Here is a 19092-nt window from a genome sequence, read left to right on the forward strand (position 1 = left end):
ACGGAGCGACCACCTCACGTACGGTTGACGCATGACGAGCATCGGTGGTGCCGAGATGGTCGACTGGAATCTCGCGGTCGCGACTGCGACCCGGTTCGTGCGGCCGGGTCCCGAGATCAGCCGCGAGGAGGCCCGTGCCGTCGTCGCGGAGCTCCGCCGGCATGCCAAGGCCTCGGAGGAACACGTCCGTTCGTTCACCCGGATGATCCCGGCCGGGCACGAGCCCGAGGACACCCCCGTCCTGGTCGTCGACCGGGCGGGCTGGATCAGGGCCAATGTGGCGGGCTTCCGCGAGCTGCTGGGCCCGCTCCTCGGAAAGATGCAGGACCGCCGCGGCAGCGGCCCGGGCAACGCCGTCCTCGGAGCGGTCGGCGGCAAGGTGACCGGCGTCGAACTGGGGATGCTGCTGTCGTTCCTGGCCTCCCGTGTCCTCGGCCAGTACGAGACCTTCGCCCCCGCCACCCGCGAGTTCCCCGCGTCCTCCAAGGGCGGCGGCAGGCTGCTGCTGGTCGCCCCCAACATCGTCCACGTCGAACGCGAACTCGAGGTCGACCCTCACGACTTCCGGCTCTGGGTGGCCCTCCACGAGGAGACGCACCGCACCCAGTTCACCGGGGTGCCCTGGCTCCGTGACCATCTGCGGGGCGAGATCCAGTCGTTCCTCGACGAGACCGACGTCGACCCCATGACCGTGCTCGAACGCCTCCGCGAGGCCGCCCAGGCCTTCTCCGGGGGAAGCCGCCCCGAGGGCGAGCGGGGCGAGGCGGGGGACGACGAGGGGCGCAGCCTCGTCGAGATCGTCCAGACGCCCTCCCAGCGCGAGATCCTGGGCCGTCTCACCGCCGTGATGTCCCTGCTCGAAGGGCACGCGGACTTCGTGATGGACGGGGTGGGCCCCGAGGTGGTGGGCTCCGTCGCCGAGATCCGGGAGAAGTTCCAGCGGCGAAGGGCGCGCGGCGCGAGCCGGCTGGACCTGGCGCTGCGGAAACTGCTGGGGCTCGACGCGAAACTGCGCCAGTACCGCGACGGCGAGAAGTTCGTCCGGGCCGTGGTCGACGAGGTCGGGATGGACGGATTCAACCGGGTCTGGACCTCGCCCAACACCCTCCCCACCAAAGCCGAGATCGCCGCCCCGGCGGACTGGGTGGCGCGGGTGCACCGTAAGGCAGATTCGTGATCTTGGCCGGTCCGGTGGCAGAAGATTGCCTCTCCAATCACCCATCCGAGGGACCGTAGGGGCATGGGAAGGCGTGCAATGCTCGATGAACAGCTTGGCTCTGTCACCATCGACGCACTCTGAGTGACGGGACTCCGTCCCGTCCGCTCCGAGGCACCCCCAAAACCTCACCCCGAAGGGCACCGGACATGGGTCCCCATCCTGCGGTCGCGGCGATACGCCTGGCGGTCCGCCGCGTACTCCACGACGTCGTCACCGAACACAACCGTCATACCGAACAGGCCGGACGCGCCGAGTTCGCCGAAGCAGGGGCGGGCGGGCGGTGTCCGGCGCTCCCGGAACGGCCGGACACCCCGCTGGTGCTCGTCGCGTGCTCCGGGGGCGCCGACTCCATGGCCCTCGCCTCGGCCCTCGCCTTCGAGTCGCGCAAGCTCCCCGTCCGCGCCGGCGGCATCACGGTCGACCACAATCTCCAGCCCGGCTCCGGACTCCGCGCCGACGAGGTGGCCGCCCGCCTCGCCGAGATGCGCCTCGACCCCGTCGAGGCCGTCGCCGTGCACGTCGGCCGGGACGGCGGGCCCGAAGCCGCCGCCCGCGACGCCCGCTACGCCGCCCTGGACGCCGCGGCGGAGCGCCACGGCGCCGCCGCCGTCCTCCTCGGCCACACGCGCGACGACCAGGCCGAGACGGTCCTGCTGGGCCTCGCCCGTGGTTCCGGCATCCGCTCCCTCTCCGGGATGGCCGCGGCCTCGGGTCCCGCCGGCCGCTACCGCCGCCCCTTTCTCCAGCTCGACCGGCAGACCGCCCGCAAGGCATGCCTGGTCCAGTCGATCCCCGTCTGGGACGACCCCCACAACATCGACCCCGCCTACACCCGCTCCCGGCTGCGCCACGAGGGTCTGCCCGCGCTGGAGAAGGCGCTGGGCAAGGGCGTGGTGGAGGCCCTCGCGCGTACGGCGCAGCTCTCCCGGGACGATGCCGACGCCCTCGACACCTGGGCCGCCGAGGCCGCCGGTTCGGTCCGCGACGACGACGGGCGGCTGGAGTGCGCCAAGCTCTCCGTCCTGCCGCCCGCGGTGCGCCGACGGGTGCTGCGCCGGGCCGTGATCGACGCCGGATCTCCCGCGGGTTCGCTCTTCGCCCGCCACATCGAGGAAGTCGACCGCCTCATCACCGGATGGCGGGGCCAGGGCGCCATCAACCTGCCCGGCCGCGTCGAGGTGCAGCGGCAGGGTGGCAGACTGGTGATTCGGCAGAGCTGAAGCGCAAGCGGCTGAAGAGCAGGCGAAACGCCGGTCCGGCCCGGGTAGCGGCCCGGTCCGGCAGGGCAGAGAAAGAGACGCTGGTGAACGAGAAGGACATGGGCACCGACCTTCAGTCGGTGCTCCTCACCAAGGAAGAGATCGACGCGAAGCTCGTCGAGCTGGCCGCGAAGATCGACGCGGAGTACGCGGGCAAGGACCTGCTCATCATCGGTGTGCTCAAGGGCGCGGTGATGGTGATGGCGGACCTGGCCCGCGCGCTGTCCACCCCCGTCACCATGGACTGGATGGCCGTCTCGTCGTACGGCGCCGGCACCCAGTCCTCGGGCGTCGTCCGGATCCTCAAGGACCTCGACACCGACATCAAGGGCAAGCACGTCCTGATCGTCGAGGACATCATCGACTCCGGCCTGACGCTGTCCTGGCTGCTGACCAACCTCGGCTCGCGCGAACCCGCGAGCCTGGAGGTCTGCACGCTGCTCCGCAAGCCGGATGCCGCCAAGGTCGCGATCGACGTGAAGTGGGTCGGCTTCGACATCCCCAACGAGTTCGTCGTCGGCTACGGGCTGGACTACGCGGAGAAGTACCGCAACCTCCCCTTCGTCGGCACGCTCGCCCCCCACGTCTACGGCGGCTGAGGAGGCGACCCGCCCCGGCCGAACCCGGCCGGACTCACGGGAACCCTTGTGGCTTTCGGGCCGTTGGAGCCTTCGAAGACGGGTTTGCCGGACCTCCCCTGCGGTCACGGGTGACAATGCTGGGGTACCGTCCGAAGAACAGTCTTTTCTCACAGCAGCATTTACCTACGGGCAGGAGGGACGGGGCGACTTCGCTCCGTATGGATGGACGTGAAGCGATACTTCCGTGGGCCGGTCATGTGGATCGTGCTGGCCGTCCTCGCCGTGGTCGTGCTGATGCAGGTCGTCGGCTCGTCCGGCGGCTACAAGACGGTGGACACCGGCAAGGTGATCCAGGCGATCAGTAAGAACCAGGTGGAGCAGGCCAAGCTGACCACCGGTGACGAACAGATCCTGAAGATCGAGCTGAAGGACAAGGAAAAGCTCAAGGGCGAGTCCGGCAGCAAGTTCCAGGCGAGCTACATCGGCAACCAGGGTGTCGAGCTCGCCGACACGCTGCAGAAGAAGTTCGAGAGCGGTGACATCGAGAAGGGTTACACCGTCTCGCCGTCGAAGCAGTCCCCGTTCGTCTCGATCCTTCTCTCGCTGCTGCCCTTCGTCCTGATCGTGGTCGTGTTCCTGTTTCTGATGAATCAGATGCAGGGCGGCGGCTCCAAGGTCATGCAGTTCGGCAAGTCCAAGGCCAAGCTCATCACCAAGGACACGCCGAAGACGACGTTCGCCGATGTGGCGGGGTCGGACGAGGCCGTCGAGGAACTGTACGAGATCAAGGAATTCCTCCAGGAGCCGGCGAAGTTCCAGGCCGTCGGCGCCAAGATCCCCAAGGGCGTCCTGCTGTACGGACCGCCCGGGACGGGCAAGACGCTGCTCGCACGCGCCGTCGCGGGCGAGGCGGGCGTCCCGTTCTACTCGATCTCCGGTTCCGACTTCGTCGAGATGTTCGTCGGTGTCGGTGCCTCCCGTGTCCGTGACCTCTTCGAGCAGGCCAAGGCGAACGCTCCGGCGATCGTCTTCGTCGACGAGATCGACGCCGTGGGCCGGCACCGCGGTGCCGGTATGGGCGGCGGTCACGACGAGCGCGAGCAGACGCTCAACCAGCTGCTCGTCGAGATGGACGGCTTCGACGTGAAGGGCGGCGTCATCCTGATCGCCGCCACGAACCGGCCGGACATCCTGGACCCGGCGCTGCTGCGTCCCGGACGTTTCGACCGGCAGATCGCCGTCGACCGGCCGGACATGCAGGGCCGCCTCGAGATCCTCAAGGTGCACCAGAAGGGCAAGCCGGTCGCGGAGGACGTCGACCTCAACGCGGTCGCCCGTCGTACGCCCGGCTTCACCGGTGCCGACCTGTCGAACGTGCTGAACGAAGCCGCGCTCCTCACGGCGCGCAGCAACAAGAAGCTGATCGACAACCACATGCTCGACGAGGCCATCGACCGCGTCGTGGCGGGTCCGCAGAAGCGGACCCGGATCATGTCCGAGAAGGAGAAGAAGATCACCGCGTACCACGAGGGCGGACACGCCCTGGTCGCGGCGGCCTCACCCCAGTCGGACCCGGTCCACAAGATCACGATCCTCTCCCGCGGCCGTGCCCTCGGTTACACGATGGTGCTCCCGGAAGAGGACAAGTACTCCACGACGCGCAACGAGATGCTCGACCAGCTGGCGTACATGCTGGGCGGGCGCGCGGCCGAGGAGCTGGTCTTCCACGACCCGACGACCGGCGCTGCGAACGACATCGAGAAGGCCACCGCCACGGCCCGCGCGATGGTCACGCAGTACGGCATGACCGAGCGACTCGGTGCGATCAAGTTCGGTGGAGACAACACCGAGCCGTTCGTGGGCCGGGAGATGGGCCATCAGCGCGACTACTCGGAAGAGGTCGCGGCGCTCGTCGACGAAGAGGTCAAGAAGCTCATCGAGACCGCGCACAACGACGCGTGGGAAATTCTCGTGGAGAACCGCGACATCCTCGACGCCCTGGTCCTCGAACTCCTCGAGAAGGAGACACTCGGCAAGGAGCAGATCGCCGAGATCTTCGCCCCGATCGTGAAGCGCCCGGCTCGTCCGGCGTGGACCGGTTCCGCCCGGCGTACCCCGTCGACGCGTCCGCCCGTGCTCTCTCCCAAGGAGCTGGCCCTCACCAACGGCACCGCCAATGGTTCGGGCACTCCGGAGATCGCTCCGACGGACATCACGTCGAAGAACACCGGCACCTCCACGGAGGCGCTCCCCGAGGATCGCCCCGAGAGCTAGCCCCCTGCCCGACCGGTGTGGCCCCTGTCACGGGGGCTCCACCAGGCCCGGAATGGATGCCGCGCCCCCCAGGTTCTAGCCTGTGGGGGCGCGGCTATTTCTTACGCCTGCGCTGTGCCTGCCGTATTTCGTGAGGTCCTGGCGGGCCCGCGCGCATGTGACTGCACAGAGGAACGAGGCACAGATGACCGACCCGGTGACGCTGGACGGGCAGGGCGCGATCGGCGTCTTCGACGAGAAGCGGGCCGAGTCCGCCGTTCGGGAGCTTCTCCTCGCGGTCGGGGAGGACCCCGACCGCGAGGGGCTGCGTGAGACCCCGGGGCGGGTGGCGCGGGCGTACAAGGAGATATTCGCGGGCCTCCACCAGGAGCCGGAGGACGTCCTGACGACGACGTTCGATCTCGGTCACGACGAGATGGTGCTGGTCAAGGACATCGAGGTGTTCAGCACCTGTGAGCACCATCTGGTGCCGTTCCGCGGTGTCGCGCACGTGGGGTACATCCCGGCGACCTCGGGCAAGATCACGGGGCTCTCGAAGCTGGCACGGCTGGTCGACGTCTATGCCCGCCGCCCCCAGGTCCAGGAGCGGCTCACCACACAGGTCGCCGAGTCCCTGATGTCCATCCTCGAGCCGCGCGGTGTCATCGTGGTCGTCGAGTGCGAGCACATGTGCATGTCGATGCGAGGGATCCGCAAGCCCGGGGCCAAGACGCTCACGTCCGCGGTCCGTGGACAGCTGCGCGATCCGGCCACGCGGGCCGAGGCGATGAGCCTCATCATGGCGCGCTGAGCACGGACGGGCCCGGCCGGCCGCGGTAGCGACGAGTCCGTGAAGCGGGGAGAGTCGACATCGGTGGGAGAGGCCGGACAGCCGGACCCACGTGGAGAAGGAGCCCCCTGATGTCATTCACCCATGTGCTCGCCGTAGCGCCCGTGATGGCCATCGAACCGGCGGTGGAGTGGTACGAGCGGCTTCTCGGCCGCCCCGCCGACGTGCGGCCCATGGACGGGCTGGCCGACTGGCACATCGCTCCGTACGCCTGGCTCCAGGTGTTCCAGTCGCCCGAGCAGGCCGGGGGGTCACTGGTGAATCTGGTGGTCGACGACCTGGACCGGACCCTCTCGGACCTCGCCGGGAGGGGGATCACGGCCGGGGAGACCCAGCCGGGCTCGCGCGGGGTGCGGTTCGCCGCCGTCCACGACCCCGACGGCAACCGGGTCACTCTGATCGAGAACCCGATCGCCGGCTGAGGGTTCGGGGCGTCTCAGGCGGCCTGGGCCGTGGTCCCGTCGTCCTCTCCGTCCTCCGGGAGGCGGCACACGCGCTCCAGGAAGAAGGCGGCCGCGATGACGCCGATGCCCGCCACGACCGCCGCGCCCGCGTAGATGGCCTGGTCGCGGCGGGGCGGGATGTCGAGGAAGCCGAGCAGGAAGACGCCCGTGCCGCCGTACATGCCGGCGACCAGGGCCGCGACCAGCGCGCTCGCCTGCCCGAAGACCACGGCGCGCGCCGCCATCATCGGCTCCACGCCCTTCGCCCCGGGACGCCGCTCCCGCTGGGCGCGCAGCCGTGCCCGGATCGACAGCGCCGTGGCCAGCAGGATGACGGCGATCACCGCGAGCACGACGGAGGCGGCGAGCGGCACGCTCGGCAGTGTTCCCAGGGAGTCCCAGAGGCGGGCCGCGCCCCAGGACAGCACGCCGGCGCCGGCGAAGAGTCCGGCGAGGATGCCGAGCCGTAGTTGCTTCACCGAGAGTGCCGCCCTTCGTCGCCGTGTCGGTGCCGTTGGCCCGTAGTGGTCCTAGAGCCTAACGACTACTCGGGGAGACGGAGTTCCAGGTCGGGGCGGGGAAGCACTCCGTCGCGGCCCAGACCGGCCAGGAGGCCGGCGACCGGGCCGGCGCCGGGGAGCTGGGCCTCCGGGTCCACGTCCTGCCAGGGGGCGAGCACGAAGGCGCGCTCGCGGGCGCGCGGGTGGGGAAGGGTCAGCAGCGGGTCGTCGGAGACCACGTCGGCGTACGACACGATGTCGACGTCGATGGTGCGCGGACCCCAGCGCTCCTCGCGGACCCGGTCGAACGCCTCCTCGATGGCCTGACCGCGCTCCAGCAGGGAGGAGGGGGGCAGGGTCGTCTTCACGACGATCACCGCGTTGAAGTACGACGGCTGGCTGCCCGGGTCGACGCCCCAGGGCTCCGTCTCGTAGACGGGGGAGACCGCTTTGACCCGGAGGCCGGGGGTGTCCTCCAGGGCGTCGATGGCGCCTTGGAGCGTCTCCAGCCGGTTGCCGAGGTTCGAGCCGAGGGAGATCACGGCCAGCTTGGGGTTGGACAGGGTGACGTCGGCCGCGTCGACCTGCTCGACCACGGCTGCGGGAACCGGCTGTACGGTCGGGTCGCTCTGACCCTCGGTGGAAAAGGCAGTCATGCTCGGCTCCGGGTGATGGTGATGGTCACGTCGTCGAAGGGGACGGTGATCGGGGCGTCCGGCTTGTGGACGACGACCTCGACCTCCTGGACTCCCGCGTGCTTGAGGCACTGCTGCGCGATCCGTTCCGCGAGGGTCTCGATCAGGTCCACCGGCTCACCCTTGACGACATCGACGACCTCTTCCGCGACCACGCCGTAGTGAACGGTCTTCGACAGGTCGTCGGCGGCTGCCGCGGGGCGGGTGTCGAGGCCGAGCACCAGGTCCACGATGAAGGTCTGGCCCTCTTCCCGTTCCTTGGGGAAGACACCGTGGTGCCCACGGGCCTTGAGGCCGCGCAGCGCGACACGATCCACGCGAATCACTCCTGCTGTTCGTCGTCTCTGGAGGCACCCGACCGCGTGCGGGCGGTGGAGTGCCGTCTATCGAATCTACCCGCGAGCACCGACAGCACCCGCCCGCGGGGGCGCGGCCCGGCCCGGCGGGGGGTTGGGTAGCCGCGTATACCCGGAGTCCGGAGCCCCAATCCCCCTGATCCGCTCGGTCCACTCAAGCGGTCGGCTCTTCGTCCTCTTCCTCGCCGGTTTCGGCCAGTACGGGGGAGCCGTGGTGGGACCAGAGCTTCCAGCCGTCCGGTGTGCGCCGGAACACGTTGGTCGCGACGACGAGCTGGCCGACGAGCGGCCCGAGCGCGTTGCCGTCCTCCGCCGGTCCGCCGCTGAGGATGTTCTCGGTGCAGGTCACCAGGGCGGTGTCACCGGTCATCGCGACCCCGACATCCGTGAGGAAGAACTGGATGTACTCGGTGTTCGCCATGATCAGCGCGTAGCTCCGCAGCACCTCGCCGCGGCCGGTGAGCACCGGCCAGCCGGGGTGGACGCAGGAGACGGTGAGGTCCTCGCCGGGCAGCCACAGACCGGAGAGCTCGTCGAGATCGCCGCGCTCCATCGCCTCGTAGAAGGCGGTGTTGGCCTGTTCGACCGAGGCGATGTCGGCGGCCGCCTCCTCGTGTTCGTCGCGCGGGGCGCTCACGCGGCTCCCTCGACGGCGCGGGCGACCCGCACCGCGTCCGCCGTGGGCCGCACCGCGTGTACCCGGACGGCCCAGGCGCCCGCGGCGGCCGAGAGGGCGGAGACCGCGGCCGTCGCGGCGTCGCGTTCGCGGGCGGGCGGTGGGGCGGCGTCCTCGCCGGCCAGGACATGGCCGAGGAACCGCTTGCGGGAGGCGGCGACGAGCACCGGCTTGCCAAGGTCGCGCAGCCGGTCGAGGTGTGCGACGAGCGCGAGGTCCTGGGCGGCGTTCTTGGCGAAGCCCAGCCCTGGGTCGATCACCAGTTTCCCGGGATCCACCCCGCCCTCGATCACGGCCTCCATACGCTCCCGGAGTTCCGTGACGACCTCGCCGACGACGTCCTCGTACACCGCGCGGCTGTTCATCGACTCGCTGAAGCCGCGCCAGTGCATGACGACGAACGGCACTCCCGCGTCGGCGACGACCGGGATCATGGCCGGGTCGGCGAGGCCACCGCTCACGTCGTTGACCAGGGCCGCACCGGCTGCGACGGACTGTTCGGCGACGCCGGCCCGCATGGTGTCCACGGAGACGGTGACGCCTTCCGCGGCCAGTCCCCGCACGACGGGGATCACGCGCCGCAGCTCCTCCGCCTCGTCCACCCTGCTCGCACCCGGGCGGGTCGACTCACCGCCGACGTCGATCAGATCAGCCCCCTCGGCCGCCAGTTCGAGGCCGTGCTTGATCGCCGCCGTGGTGTCGAACCAGTGGCCGCCGTCGGAGAAGGAGTCGGGCGTCACATTGACGACTCCCATGACCGCGCAGCGGTCCCACTCCGGCAGACCCCGCACCGTGCCCCGTCCTCGCAACGTACTCATGCGACCAGCCTAGGCCCGAGAAGGGCGAGGCCGGGCCGCTCCCACGTGGTCGTCGCCGCCGGACCCTCTGCCGACGGGCCGGCACGTCCCCGGGAAGGCCCGCTGAGAGGGGTCCGCCGCCCCGGGATCCGTTCGCGCCCCGTTCGGCCGGATGGACGGGAGAGGCACCCACCTACTCTCCTGGTGGCCCCGGCAGCCCCGTCGCCGGGGTCGCGCGGCCGGCCCGGCCTCACGGGGCGACCGTGCCCGGCGTCCCGAGACCGCCGCCCCGCCCGTGCCCGAGGCCCGGAAGGGGGGAGGCCCTCACGGGGAGCCGACGCCCGCCACCGTCTCCACCGCGACCTCGGCGCGCGGCACGGCCTGGGCGTCCGCGTCGATGGAGCGGCGCAGTGCCTCGTGGAGCCGGGCGGGGGTGAGTACGCCGAGGAAGCGGCCGGAGCCCTCCTTGTCGATGACGGCGATCCAGCCCGCGTCGTGCTGGAGCATGGTGGCGAAGGCCTGCTTGAGCGGTGCCCCGAGCGGTAGCCACGCCTCCATGCGCCGGGCGTGCTCACGGACCGTGCCCTCGGCCGGCACCCCGTCGCCCGCGGGGATCCAGCCGTGCAGATTGTCCTGGCCGTCCAGGACGACCGCCCAGCGCGCGCCGTCGGCGCGGAGCCGCTCGGTCGCCCCCGCCAGCGGATCGTCGAGGTGGACGACCGGCGGCTGGTCCAGGTCGCTCTCCTCGATGGGCGTGACCGAGAGCCGCTTCAGGCCGCGGTCCGCGCCGACGAAGCCGGCGACGTACGGCGTGGCCGGAGCCCCGAGCACCGTGGCCGGGGTGTCGAACTGCTCGATGCGGCCCTGGCCGTAGACGGCGATCCGGTCGCCGAGCCGGACGGCTTCCTCGATGTCGTGGGTGACGAACAGCACGGTCTTGCGGACCTGTGCCTGCAGTTTCAGGAATTCGTTCTGCAGCCTTTCCCGTACGACCGGGTCCACCGCGCCGAAAGGTTCGTCCATCAGCAGGACCGGAGGGTCAGCGGCCAGGGCGCGGGCCACGCCGACCCGTTGGCGCTGGCCCCCGGAAAGCTGCTCCGGATAGCGGCCGCCATAAACGGAAGGATCCAGTCCGACGAGGTCGAGCAGTTCGGCCGCGCGCTTCCTGCCCTTTTCCCTTCCCCAGCCCAGGAGATGGGGAACGGTCGCCGTGTTCTCCAGGACCGTTTTGTGGGGGAAGAGCCCGACCTGCTGGATGACGTAGCCGATGCGGCGGCGGAGCCGTACGGGGTCGATGGCGGATATGTCGTCCCCATCGAGGAATATCCGGCCGTCGGTCGGTTCGATCAGGCGGTTCACCATTTTCATGGTGGTCGTCTTGCCGCATCCGGAAGGCCCGACGAGCGTGACCAGTTCACCCTCGGCGACCTCGAAGGAAAGGTCGTCGACGGCGGTGGTGCCGTCCGCGTACCGCTTGGTGACGTGCTCGAAACGGATCATGATTCCCCATTGTGACGCGGGTTCTGTGAAGGCCATGTTGCCGGAATACGACAGCCTCGGCGATTGTCGGTGGTCGACGATAGGGTCACCCAGGACCGGACCCGGGGCGGCATCGCGAGGGCAAACAGGAGGTGGGGGCGGATGGCCGAGCAGAACTGCCTGGTGGCGAACGACTGGATCTGCGGAGAGTATCTGCGCTCCCGCAGCCAGGAGTTGGCCGACGCGACCGTCCAGCACATCTGGATCACGGTGGTCTCCGTGCTGATAGGGCTCGCCGTGGCATTCCCGCTCGCACTGCTCGCGCGCCGCGGGCGGCATTTCGCGGGCCCGGTGCTGGGCCTGACGACCGTGCTCTACACCGTGCCGTCACTGGCGATGTTCTCGCTGCTGCTGCCGCTCTTCGGGCTGTCGGCGGCGCTCGTCGTCACCGGGCTGGTGCTCTACTCGCTGACCATTCTCGTACGCAACATCCTGGCGGGTCTCGAAGCGGTCCCTCAGGAGGCGAAGGAGGCCGCGAGGGGTATGGGTTACGGCCCCGTCCGCCTCCTCTGGGAGGTCGAACTCCCCCTCGCGCTGCCCGCGCTGATGGCCGGCCTGCGCATCGCCACGGTGTCGACGGTCGCGCTGACCACGGTCGGTTCCCTCGTCGGCAAGGGCGGCCTCGGCAATCTCATCGAGGACGCCCTGCCCAGCTTCTTCAAGGCGCAGGTGCTCACCGCGTCCGTGCTCTGTGTGCTGCTCGCGGTGGCCGCGGACCTGCTGCTGCTCGGCGTGCAACGCCTGCTCACGCCCTGGACCCGGATACGGACGCCCGCCGGGGCGTCCGCCGGGGCGGGCATCGCGAAGACGGAGGCCGGCTGATCCATGGGAGTCGTCGAAGAGGCATGGGTCTGGCTCACCACCGGCGCCAACTGGTCGGGGGACGGCGGGGCGGCACACCGGCTGGCCGAGCACCTGTACGTCAGCGGGATCGCCCTCGCGGCGGCCTGTCTCATCGCCCTGCCGGTCGCGCTGTATCTCGGGCACGTGGGCAAGGGAGGCGGGCTCGCGGTCAACATCTCCAACGTGGGTCGGGCCGTCCCGGTCTTCGCGGTGCTGGCGCTCTTCATGATGACGCCCCTGAGGAACTCCGGCTATCTGCCCACGGTCATCGCGCTGGTGCTGTTCGCCGTGCCCCCGCTGCTGACCAACGCCTACGTCGGGATGGCGGAGGTGGACCGGTCGGTGCTGGAGGCCGCGCGGGGCATGGGGATGTCCGGCGCACAGCTCTTCGTCCGGGTCGAGCTGCCGCTCGCCTACCCGATGATCATGACCGGCCTGCGGTCCGCCGCCGTCCAGGTGATCGCCACCGCATCGATCGCGGCGATGGTCGGACTCGGCGGCCTGGGCCGGATCATCACCGCCGGATTCAACACCTACGACACCGCGCAGGTCTTCGCGGGCGCCGTGCTGGTCGCCCTGCTGGCCCTGGTGGTGGAGGGCGTACTCATGGCGCTGGACCGGCTGCTGTCACCCCTGCGCCGCCGCCGGACCGCGTAGCGGGCTGACTTTCTCGGACTGTGCACACCATTTTTCGCGGACGGAGAACAACATGAGCAGGACCTCGCGCATAGCGGGTGCGGTCATCGGAGCGGTCGCGCTGGCAGGGTCGCTCGCCGCCTGCGGCGGCGACAGCCTGGAGAAGGAGGGCGGCACGGACCAGGGTGCCGGTGCCGACTCGAAGAAGGGCTCGCTCGTCGTGGGCGCGGCCGGGTTCACCGAGTCCAAGGTGCTCGCCGAGCTGTACGCCCAGATCCTGGGCGACGCCGGATACGACGCCTCGGTCACCACGGTGAAGAACCGCGAACTGTACGAGCCCTCCCTGGAGAAGGGTGAGATCGACGTCGTCCCGGAATACGCGGCGACCCTCGCGGAATTCCTCAACGCCAAGGTCAACGGGGCGGCGGAAGCGGAGAAGAAGCCCGTCGCCTCGGGTGACGTGGCGGAGACCGTCACGGCTCTCGAGAAGCTTGCGGGCCCGCTCGGGCTGAAGGTCCTTCCGGCAGGCGACGCGGTCGACCAGAACGCCTTCGCGGTGTCCAGGGAATTCGCGGAGAAGAACAGCCTCCGGACGCTTTCCGATCTCGGCGAGTCGAAGATCAAGGTCAAGATCGCGGCGGGCGACGAGTGCGAGGTGCGCCCCTTCTGCGCGCCCGGACTGAAGAAGACGTACGGCATCGACGTCACCGGTGTCGACCCCAAGGGGGTCGGTACACCGCAGTCCAAGCAGGCCGTCAAGGACGGCAAGGACCAACTGGTCCTGACGACCACCACGGACGCGGTGCTCGACTCCTACGGGCTCGTGTTCCTGGAGGACGACAAGAAGCTGCAGAACGCGGACAACGTCCTTCCGGTACTCAATGCCAAGGACGCGGGTTCGCCGGAGATCGCCGAGGCGCTCGGGAAGCTCACCGACACACTTACCACCGAGGACCTCGCGGAACTGAACCGCAAGGTCGACGCGGAGCGTGCCAAGCCCGCGGATGCGGCCGGGGACTATCTCCGGTCGAAGGGGCTGATCAAGAAGTAAAAAGGCGTATGACAGGGGCACTTGAGAGGCCGCCGGGGTCCGGTCAGGTAACCGGCGGGGAACAGATTGCCGGGTGGCCTCCCAAGTGACTCGTACGCACGGTAAATTTCGGGCCATGCCACGAGGACGCCACCGCCATTCGCCGCCCCTCCACAGAATCCTGCCTCCCGCCGTGGTGGCCGGAGTGCCGGTCGTCTGTGCCGCCGGAGCCTGGCTCCTCGCGGAGCCTCTGGCCCTGCGCGCCCTGGTGGCGGTGACGGCGGCCGCCGCCGTCACCGGCGCCTGCATGATGCGGAGCTGGGACCGGGCGGCGGGGCTGCGGGTGGCGGAGCTGACCCGCGCCCGGGCCAGTGACGAGTGGAAGACCGAGGAGCGCATAGCCGAACTCGAGGCGGACCTCGAGGAATCACGGGAACTGCGCACCCGGCTGGAGACCAAGCTGCGCCGCAAGCGTGTGGAGCTCGCCGGCCTGCGGGGCGAGCACGCCGCGCTGCTGCGCCGGTACGCCAACGCCGAGACGGAGCGGGCCAGTGCGCTGGAGGGCCGCAGGCAGCTCGCCATCGAGGCGTCCGCACCGCGCGAGCTTCTGCCCGCGCGGTCCACACCGACCCCGGCGGCCTATCTGCGCGCCGCCCAGGCCCTCCAGGACCTGACGCGCAACGCCGCACTCCAGGAGGCCCGTCGCACGGCCGAGCTGGCCAGGCGGCGCGACATCGCCGAGCGGTCGGCGGAGCGGGACACGGAGGGCGACGGTCCCCAGGGGAAGCACGCGGCGGTCGGCGGAGCGGGTGACCCCCAGCACCGCCACTCCCGGACGGCCCTCCCCGCACCACAGCTCTCCCCCGCCGCCGTGCGTCCGCCCCGCGCGGTGCCGGCCGCCTCCGCGGTCGTCCCGTACGCCGCGGCCCGCCGCCACCTCGTGCCGCAGGGGAGCTTCGACTTCTTCGGCACGCAGAAGGCGAGCGCCGCCATCGAGTCCGTGCAGAACGAGGACCTCGCGGACGTGGTGGGCGAGGAGGCACTGGCGGCGCACCGGACGGGCGCGATCGAGAACCGCGCCGTCGGCAAGGTCATCGACCTGACCGCGCACGACGAGACCGAGCAGCTGGACGTCGTCGAGCTGCGGAGCGCGATCTCCTCGTAGGCGCGTCCTCGTGGGCGCGTCCTCGTGGGCGCGGGCCTTCGGCGGGCGGGTGCCGCCCGCCTGGGCAGGGCTACTTGTCGATGTCGCCGACGACGAAGAACAGTGAGCCCAGGATCGCCACCATGTCGGCCACGAGCGTGCCGGGCAGCAGTTCGGTGAGCGCCTGGATGTTGTTGAACGAGGCGGACCGCAGCTTCAGCCGGTACGGGGTCTTCTCGCCCGTGGACACCAGGTAGTAGCCGTTGATGCCCAGCGGGTTCTCGGTCCACGCGTAGGTGTGGCCCTCCGGTGCCTTCAGGACCTTGGGCAGCCGCTGGTTGATGGGCCCGGGCGGCAGTTCGGCCATCCGGTCCAGGCACGCGTCGGCGAGGTCCAGGGCGTTGTGGGTCTGCTCCAGGAGGCATTCGAAGCGGGCCAGGCAGTCGCCCTCGGTCCGCGTGACGACCTTCAGGGTGTCCCGCAGCTCCCCGTACGCCAGATACGGTTCGTCGCGCCGCAGGTCGAAGTCGACCCCGGAGGCCCTGGCGATCGGCCCGGAGACCCCGTAGGCGTGCACGGCCCCGGCGGACAGCACCCCCACCCCGCGGGTGCGGCCGCGGAAGATCTCGTTGCCGAGCACCAGCCGGTCGTACACGTCCATCCGCGAACGCACGGACGCCACCGCGTCCCTGGCCCGGCCGAGCCAGCCCGCGGGAAGGTCCTCCTTGAGGCCGCCGACCCGGTTGAACATGTAGTGCATCCGGCCGCCGGAGACCTCCTCCATCACGGCCTGGAGCTCCTCGCGCTCGCGGAAGGCGTGGAACATCGGGGTGATCCCGCCCAGTTCGAGGGGGTAGGAGCCGAGGAACATCAAGTGGTTCAGGACCCGGTTCAGCTCCGCGAGCAGCGTCCTCGTCCAGACGGCGCGCTCGGGGACCTCCATGCCGAGCATCCGCTCGACGGCCATGACGACCCCGAGCTCGTTGGAGAACGCCGACAGCCAGTCGTGGCGGTTGGCGAGCATGATGATCTGCCGGTAGTCCCGGGCCTCGAAGAGCTTCTCCGCGCCCCGGTGCATGTAGCCGATGACGGGATCGGCCTGCTGGATCCGCTCGCCGTCCAGGACGAGCCGGAGCCGGAGCACACCGTGGGTGGAGGGGTGCTGCGGACCGATGTTCAGCACCATGTCGGTGCTCTCCGCCGCGCCGCCGATACCGATCGTCGTCTCCGTCATGCGGGACAGTATCCCCCTTCGCGATCCGGGATCCGATGCCGCAGCCAGCCGAAGTCGCCCAGCCCGCCGCGAGCCGTGAGCTCCGCCGCCTCACCGGCCGACGCGAGAGCCCGCACATAGCCCGCCGGGTCGGCCGACGCCTGTGCCAGCGGCGGGCGTTCGCCGCCGATCCCCAGCTCCCGCAGGGCGGTCCGCTGGTCCAGCAGCTCGGCCTCGCCGTCCGCCGCGGAAGCGCACGCGTCCAGGGCCACGTGCGAGGTCAGGTCGCAGCTGCCGTCCGGCACCGGCGGCACCTCACGGCCTGCCCTGAAACCGGTCAGCGTCCCGAACGGTGGCCTCGCCTCCCTCATGTGCGCGTAGTCCACCGCCACCGCGGTCCCGGCGGCCAGCGAGGCGACGGCTCCGGCCCAGGCCTCGTCGCGCGGCCGGCCGATCTCCGCCCGGTCCCCGGGCCGGGAGAGCGGCCACCAGCGGCTCAGCCACCGGGCGTCCTCGCCGGTCACCGGCTCGCCCAGCCGCTCGGTGCCGTCGGTCCTCCGCACGAGGACGTAGCGCGGCACCCCGTCCTCGTCGGCCTCGGCGATGTCCGTCGGGACGTTGTCCAGCCACTCGTTGGCGAACAGCAGTCCGCGCACGCCCCGCGGCGGTTCGGCGCACCACTCGACGGCCGGGTCGAGGCCCGGCGGGCGCGGGGCGATCTCGACCGCGTACGCCCGCACGGTGAGGCCGGGCGCCACCGTCCCGTCCCGCAGTGCCGCCAGCACCCCGGTCACCAACTCGCCGCGGCCCGCTCCCACGTCAACCAGGCCGACCGAGTCCGTCCCCAGCTCCCGTGCCGTCCGGGCGAGCAGCCGGGCGACGGCGGCGGCGAACAGCGGAGAGGCGTGCACCGAGGTGCGGAAATGGCCCGCGGGGCCCTCCGGGCGGCGGTAGAACCCCTCTTCCCCGTACAAAGCGGTCTCTGCGGCTTCCCGCCAGCGGCACCAGTCATACGTCACGTAGGCAAGTCTCCACCTTGGGGAGTACGGTCCCAGGACCCGGATCGGCCCTTCGGCTGACCCGGGCACCGATCAGCTGTCCCTACGCTGGGTAACGTGCAGCGCTTCTACGATTTCATCCGCAGACACCCGACGGGCGTCGACATCCTCTGGGCTGTCCTCCTCCTCGGGTTCTCCGGCATGTCCATCGTGGCCGAGCAGGTCGGTGACGGCCCGGAGCGCGTCGCCGCCGTGCCGATCGCCGTCGGTCTGTGCGCCGTGGTCGCGCTGCGCCGCCGTGCCCCGGAGAAGATGCTGCTGCTCGCGATCCTGATGGGTCTCGCCCAGCTGGCGCTCGGTGTGCGGCCCGGTGTGGCCGACTTCGCCATGCTGGTGATCACGTACACCGTCGCCACGGTGGGAGAGCGCTGGGCGTCCCGGCTCGCGCTCGGGTGCAGCCTGGTCGCGGCCGGGCTGTCGCGGCTGCGGTGGCCCGACGAGGCCCCCGGCGGCGGCTGGGCGCAGACGGCCGGCTACGTCGTCATCATGACCGTGCCCTTCGTCCTGGCGTGGGTGCTCGGCGACTCGATACGCACCCGGCGGGCCTACTTCAGCCAGCTGGAGGAGCGGGCGGCCCGGCTGGAGCGGGAGCGCGAGGCGCAGTCGAAGGTCGCCGTGGCGGCCGAACGGGCCCGTATCGCCCGCGAACTGCACGACGTCGTCGCGCACAACGTCTCGGTGATGGTGGTCCAGGCCGACGGCGCCGCGTACGTCATGGACGCGTCCCCGGACCAGGCCCGGCAGGCGCTGGAGACCATCTCCGGCACCGGCCGCCAGGCGCTCGCCGAGATGCGGCGGCTGCTCGGCGTGCTCAGGACCGGCGATGCCGAGGAGAGCGGGGAGTACGTCCCCCAGCCCGACGTCGAGCAGATCGAGGAGCTCGTCGGCAAGGTCAGGGAGACGGGTCTCGCCGTGGACTTCAAGATCGAGGGCACTCCGCGACCGCTGCCGAGCGGGGTCGAACTGACCGCGTACCGCATCGTCCAGGAGGCGCTCACCAACACCCGCAAGCACGGCGGTCCGGACGCCGGTGCGAGCGTGCGGCTGGTCTACTTCGACGACGGACTGGGCCTGCTGGTCGAGGACGACGGCCGCGGCTCCCCGCACGAGCTGTACGAGGACGGCGGGGCGGACGGCGCGGGGCAGGGAATGATCGGCATGCGCGAACGGGTCGGCATGGTCGGAGGCACGCTGGACGCGGGCCCTCGCCAGGGCGGCGGCTTCCGGATCAGCGCCCTGCTCCCGCTCAAGCCGGCCAACCAGTGACAGAAGGACAGGACCACCTCATGGCGATCCGCGTGATGCTCGTCGACGACCAGGCGCTGCTGCGCACCGGTTTCCGGATGGTGCTCGCAGCCCAGCCGGACATGGAGGTCGTCGCTGAGGCGGGCGACGGGGCCGAGGCGATCGAGATCCTGCGGTCGACCGCCGTCGACGTGGTGCTGATGGACGTACGCATGCCCCGGCTGGACGGCGTCGAGGCGACCCGGCGCATCTGCGCGCGGACCGATCCGCCCAAGGTGCTGATCCTGACCACGTTCGACCTGGACGAGTACGCCTTCTCCGGTCTGAAGGCGGGCGCCAGCGGGTTCATGCTCAAGGACGTGCCGCCCGGTGAGCTCCTCTCGGCCATCCGGTCGGTGCACAGCGGCGACGCCGTCGTGGCCCCGTCCACGACCCGCAGGCTACTCGACCGGTTCTCCCCGATGCTGCCGAGCGGCACGAAGGAACCGCAGCACAAGGACGTCGAGAAGCTGACCGGCCGCGAGCGTGAAGTGATGCTGCTGGTCGCCCAGGGGCTGTCGAACGGCGAGATCGCGGGCCGGCTGGTGCTGTCCGAAGCGACCGTGAAGACCCATGTCGGCCGCATCCTCACCAAACTGGGACTGCGCGACCGGGTCCAGGTCGTCGTCCTCGCCTACGAGACGGGGCTGGTCAGGGCCGGCGGCGGGGCGGGCTGACCGGAGGGCCTTCCGGTACGGCGCACGGGCCTTCCGGTA

20 protein-coding genes are annotated in these 19092 nt (G+C 70.6%); 12 read left to right on the top strand and 8 right to left on the bottom strand.

Translation table 11 applies throughout. The annotated features are described in order from the left end of the window. Window positions 1-31: 31 nt before the first annotated feature. From ACIRJR_RS04440 to ACIRJR_RS04465, 6 genes are all read left to right on the top strand, one after another. A complete protein-coding gene (locus ACIRJR_RS04440) occupies window positions 32-1177 on the top strand; it encodes a zinc-dependent metalloprotease (protein ID WP_403773575.1) in 1146 nt (381 codons plus the stop codon). Between the two features lie 188 nt (window positions 1178-1365). Further along, window positions 1366-2439 (top strand): tRNA lysidine(34) synthetase TilS, encoded by a 1074-nt coding sequence (tilS, locus tag ACIRJR_RS04445; RefSeq protein WP_403773578.1) that lies wholly within the window; start codon window positions 1366-1368, stop codon window positions 2437-2439. A 98-nt stretch (window positions 2440-2537) separates the two neighbouring features. Then, the gene (gene hpt, locus ACIRJR_RS04450; protein WP_356881204.1) at window positions 2538-3077 is read left to right on the top strand and encodes a hypoxanthine phosphoribosyltransferase; all 540 of its coding nucleotides are present in this window, start codon (window positions 2538-2540) and stop codon (window positions 3075-3077) included. Between the two features lie 204 nt (window positions 3078-3281). Next, entirely contained in the window at window positions 3282-5333 is a 2052-nt protein-coding gene (gene ftsH / locus ACIRJR_RS04455) for an ATP-dependent zinc metalloprotease FtsH (RefSeq protein WP_403773581.1), read from the top strand. A 184-nt stretch (window positions 5334-5517) separates the two neighbouring features. Beyond that, entirely contained in the window at window positions 5518-6123 is a 606-nt protein-coding gene (gene folE, locus ACIRJR_RS04460; RefSeq protein ID WP_403773584.1) for a GTP cyclohydrolase I FolE, read from the top strand. A 110-nt stretch (window positions 6124-6233) separates the two neighbouring features. Then, on the top strand, window positions 6234-6584 hold the full coding sequence (locus ACIRJR_RS04465; protein WP_403773586.1) for a VOC family protein: 351 nt from the start codon (window positions 6234-6236) through the stop codon (window positions 6582-6584). A gap of 14 nt (window positions 6585-6598) precedes the next feature. On the opposite strand, the gene ACIRJR_RS04470 is transcribed toward ACIRJR_RS04465, so the two are convergent. The 6 genes from ACIRJR_RS04470 to ACIRJR_RS04495 all read right to left on the bottom strand — a co-directional run bounded on the left by ACIRJR_RS04470 (window position 6599) and on the right by ACIRJR_RS04495 (window position 11129). Then, complete coding sequence (locus tag ACIRJR_RS04470; protein WP_403773589.1) at window positions 6599-7084, bottom strand: DUF3180 domain-containing protein; 486 nt, start codon at window positions 7082-7084, stop codon at window positions 6599-6601. Window positions 7085-7149: 65 nt separating this feature from the next. Continuing rightward, window positions 7150-7761 carry a 2-amino-4-hydroxy-6-hydroxymethyldihydropteridine diphosphokinase gene (gene folK / locus ACIRJR_RS04475; protein ID WP_403773592.1) on the bottom strand — a complete coding sequence of 204 codons (612 nt, stop codon included), beginning with the start codon at window positions 7759-7761 and terminating at the stop codon, window positions 7150-7152. Beyond that, on the bottom strand, window positions 7758-8117 hold the full coding sequence (gene folB / locus ACIRJR_RS04480; RefSeq protein ID WP_403773595.1) for a dihydroneopterin aldolase: 360 nt from the start codon (window positions 8115-8117) through the stop codon (window positions 7758-7760). Before folB ends, folK begins: the two co-directional genes overlap by 4 nt. Window positions 8118-8310: 193 nt before the next feature. Next, on the bottom strand, window positions 8311-8793 hold the full coding sequence (locus ACIRJR_RS04485; protein WP_403773598.1) for a nuclear transport factor 2 family protein: 483 nt from the start codon (window positions 8791-8793) through the stop codon (window positions 8311-8313). Then, window positions 8790-9650 carry a dihydropteroate synthase gene (gene folP / locus ACIRJR_RS04490; protein ID WP_403773601.1) on the bottom strand — a complete coding sequence of 287 codons (861 nt, stop codon included), beginning with the start codon at window positions 9648-9650 and terminating at the stop codon, window positions 8790-8792. Before folP ends, ACIRJR_RS04485 begins: the two co-directional genes overlap by 4 nt. Before the next feature lie 303 nt (window positions 9651-9953). Then, complete coding sequence (locus ACIRJR_RS04495) at window positions 9954-11129, bottom strand: ABC transporter ATP-binding protein (protein ID WP_403773604.1); 1176 nt, start codon at window positions 11127-11129, stop codon at window positions 9954-9956. Between the two features lie 141 nt (window positions 11130-11270). Between ACIRJR_RS04495 and ACIRJR_RS04500 the strand changes: the two genes are divergently transcribed. From ACIRJR_RS04500 to ACIRJR_RS04515, 4 genes are all read left to right on the top strand, one after another. Next, window positions 11271-11990 carry an ABC transporter permease gene (locus ACIRJR_RS04500; RefSeq protein WP_403773607.1) on the top strand — a complete coding sequence of 240 codons (720 nt, stop codon included), beginning with the start codon at window positions 11271-11273 and terminating at the stop codon, window positions 11988-11990. A gap of 3 nt (window positions 11991-11993) precedes the next feature. After that, window positions 11994-12668, top strand: coding sequence for an ABC transporter permease (locus ACIRJR_RS04505; protein WP_403773610.1), 675 nt, complete (start codon window positions 11994-11996; stop codon window positions 12666-12668). Between the two features lie 52 nt (window positions 12669-12720). Then, on the top strand, window positions 12721-13698 hold the full coding sequence (locus tag ACIRJR_RS04510; protein ID WP_403773613.1) for a glycine betaine ABC transporter substrate-binding protein: 978 nt from the start codon (window positions 12721-12723) through the stop codon (window positions 13696-13698). Between the two features lie 115 nt (window positions 13699-13813). Next, window positions 13814-14842, top strand: coding sequence for a hypothetical protein (locus ACIRJR_RS04515; RefSeq protein ID WP_403773616.1), 1029 nt, complete (start codon window positions 13814-13816; stop codon window positions 14840-14842). Window positions 14843-14912: 70 nt separating this feature from the next. Here ACIRJR_RS04515 and ACIRJR_RS04520 read toward each other — a convergent pair whose 3' ends face one another. Both ACIRJR_RS04520 and ACIRJR_RS04525 read right to left on the bottom strand, forming a co-directional pair. Further along, on the bottom strand, window positions 14913-16055 hold the full coding sequence (locus tag ACIRJR_RS04520) for an NADH-quinone oxidoreductase subunit D (protein WP_403773619.1): 1143 nt from the start codon (window positions 16053-16055) through the stop codon (window positions 14913-14915). Next, the gene (locus ACIRJR_RS04525; protein WP_403773622.1) at window positions 16052-17053 is read right to left on the bottom strand and encodes an SAM-dependent methyltransferase; all 1002 of its coding nucleotides are present in this window, start codon (window positions 17051-17053) and stop codon (window positions 16052-16054) included. The genes ACIRJR_RS04520 and ACIRJR_RS04525 overlap by 4 nt, the downstream gene beginning before the upstream one ends. A 96-nt stretch (window positions 17054-17149) precedes the next feature. Between ACIRJR_RS04525 and ACIRJR_RS04530 the strand changes: the two genes are divergently transcribed. Continuing rightward, window positions 17150-18358, top strand: coding sequence for a sensor histidine kinase (locus ACIRJR_RS04530; RefSeq protein WP_403773625.1), 1209 nt, complete (start codon window positions 17150-17152; stop codon window positions 18356-18358). 20 nt (window positions 18359-18378) lie between these two features. Continuing rightward, window positions 18379-19053: a response regulator gene (locus ACIRJR_RS04535; protein WP_403773628.1), complete on the top strand. Its 675-nt coding sequence runs from the start codon at window positions 18379-18381 to the stop codon at window positions 19051-19053. Window positions 19054-19092 lie beyond the last annotated feature (39 nt).

Source organism: Streptomyces sp. NPDC102402, assembly GCF_044765765.1.
Taxonomy (GTDB): domain Bacteria; phylum Actinomycetota; class Actinomycetes; order Streptomycetales; family Streptomycetaceae; genus Streptomyces.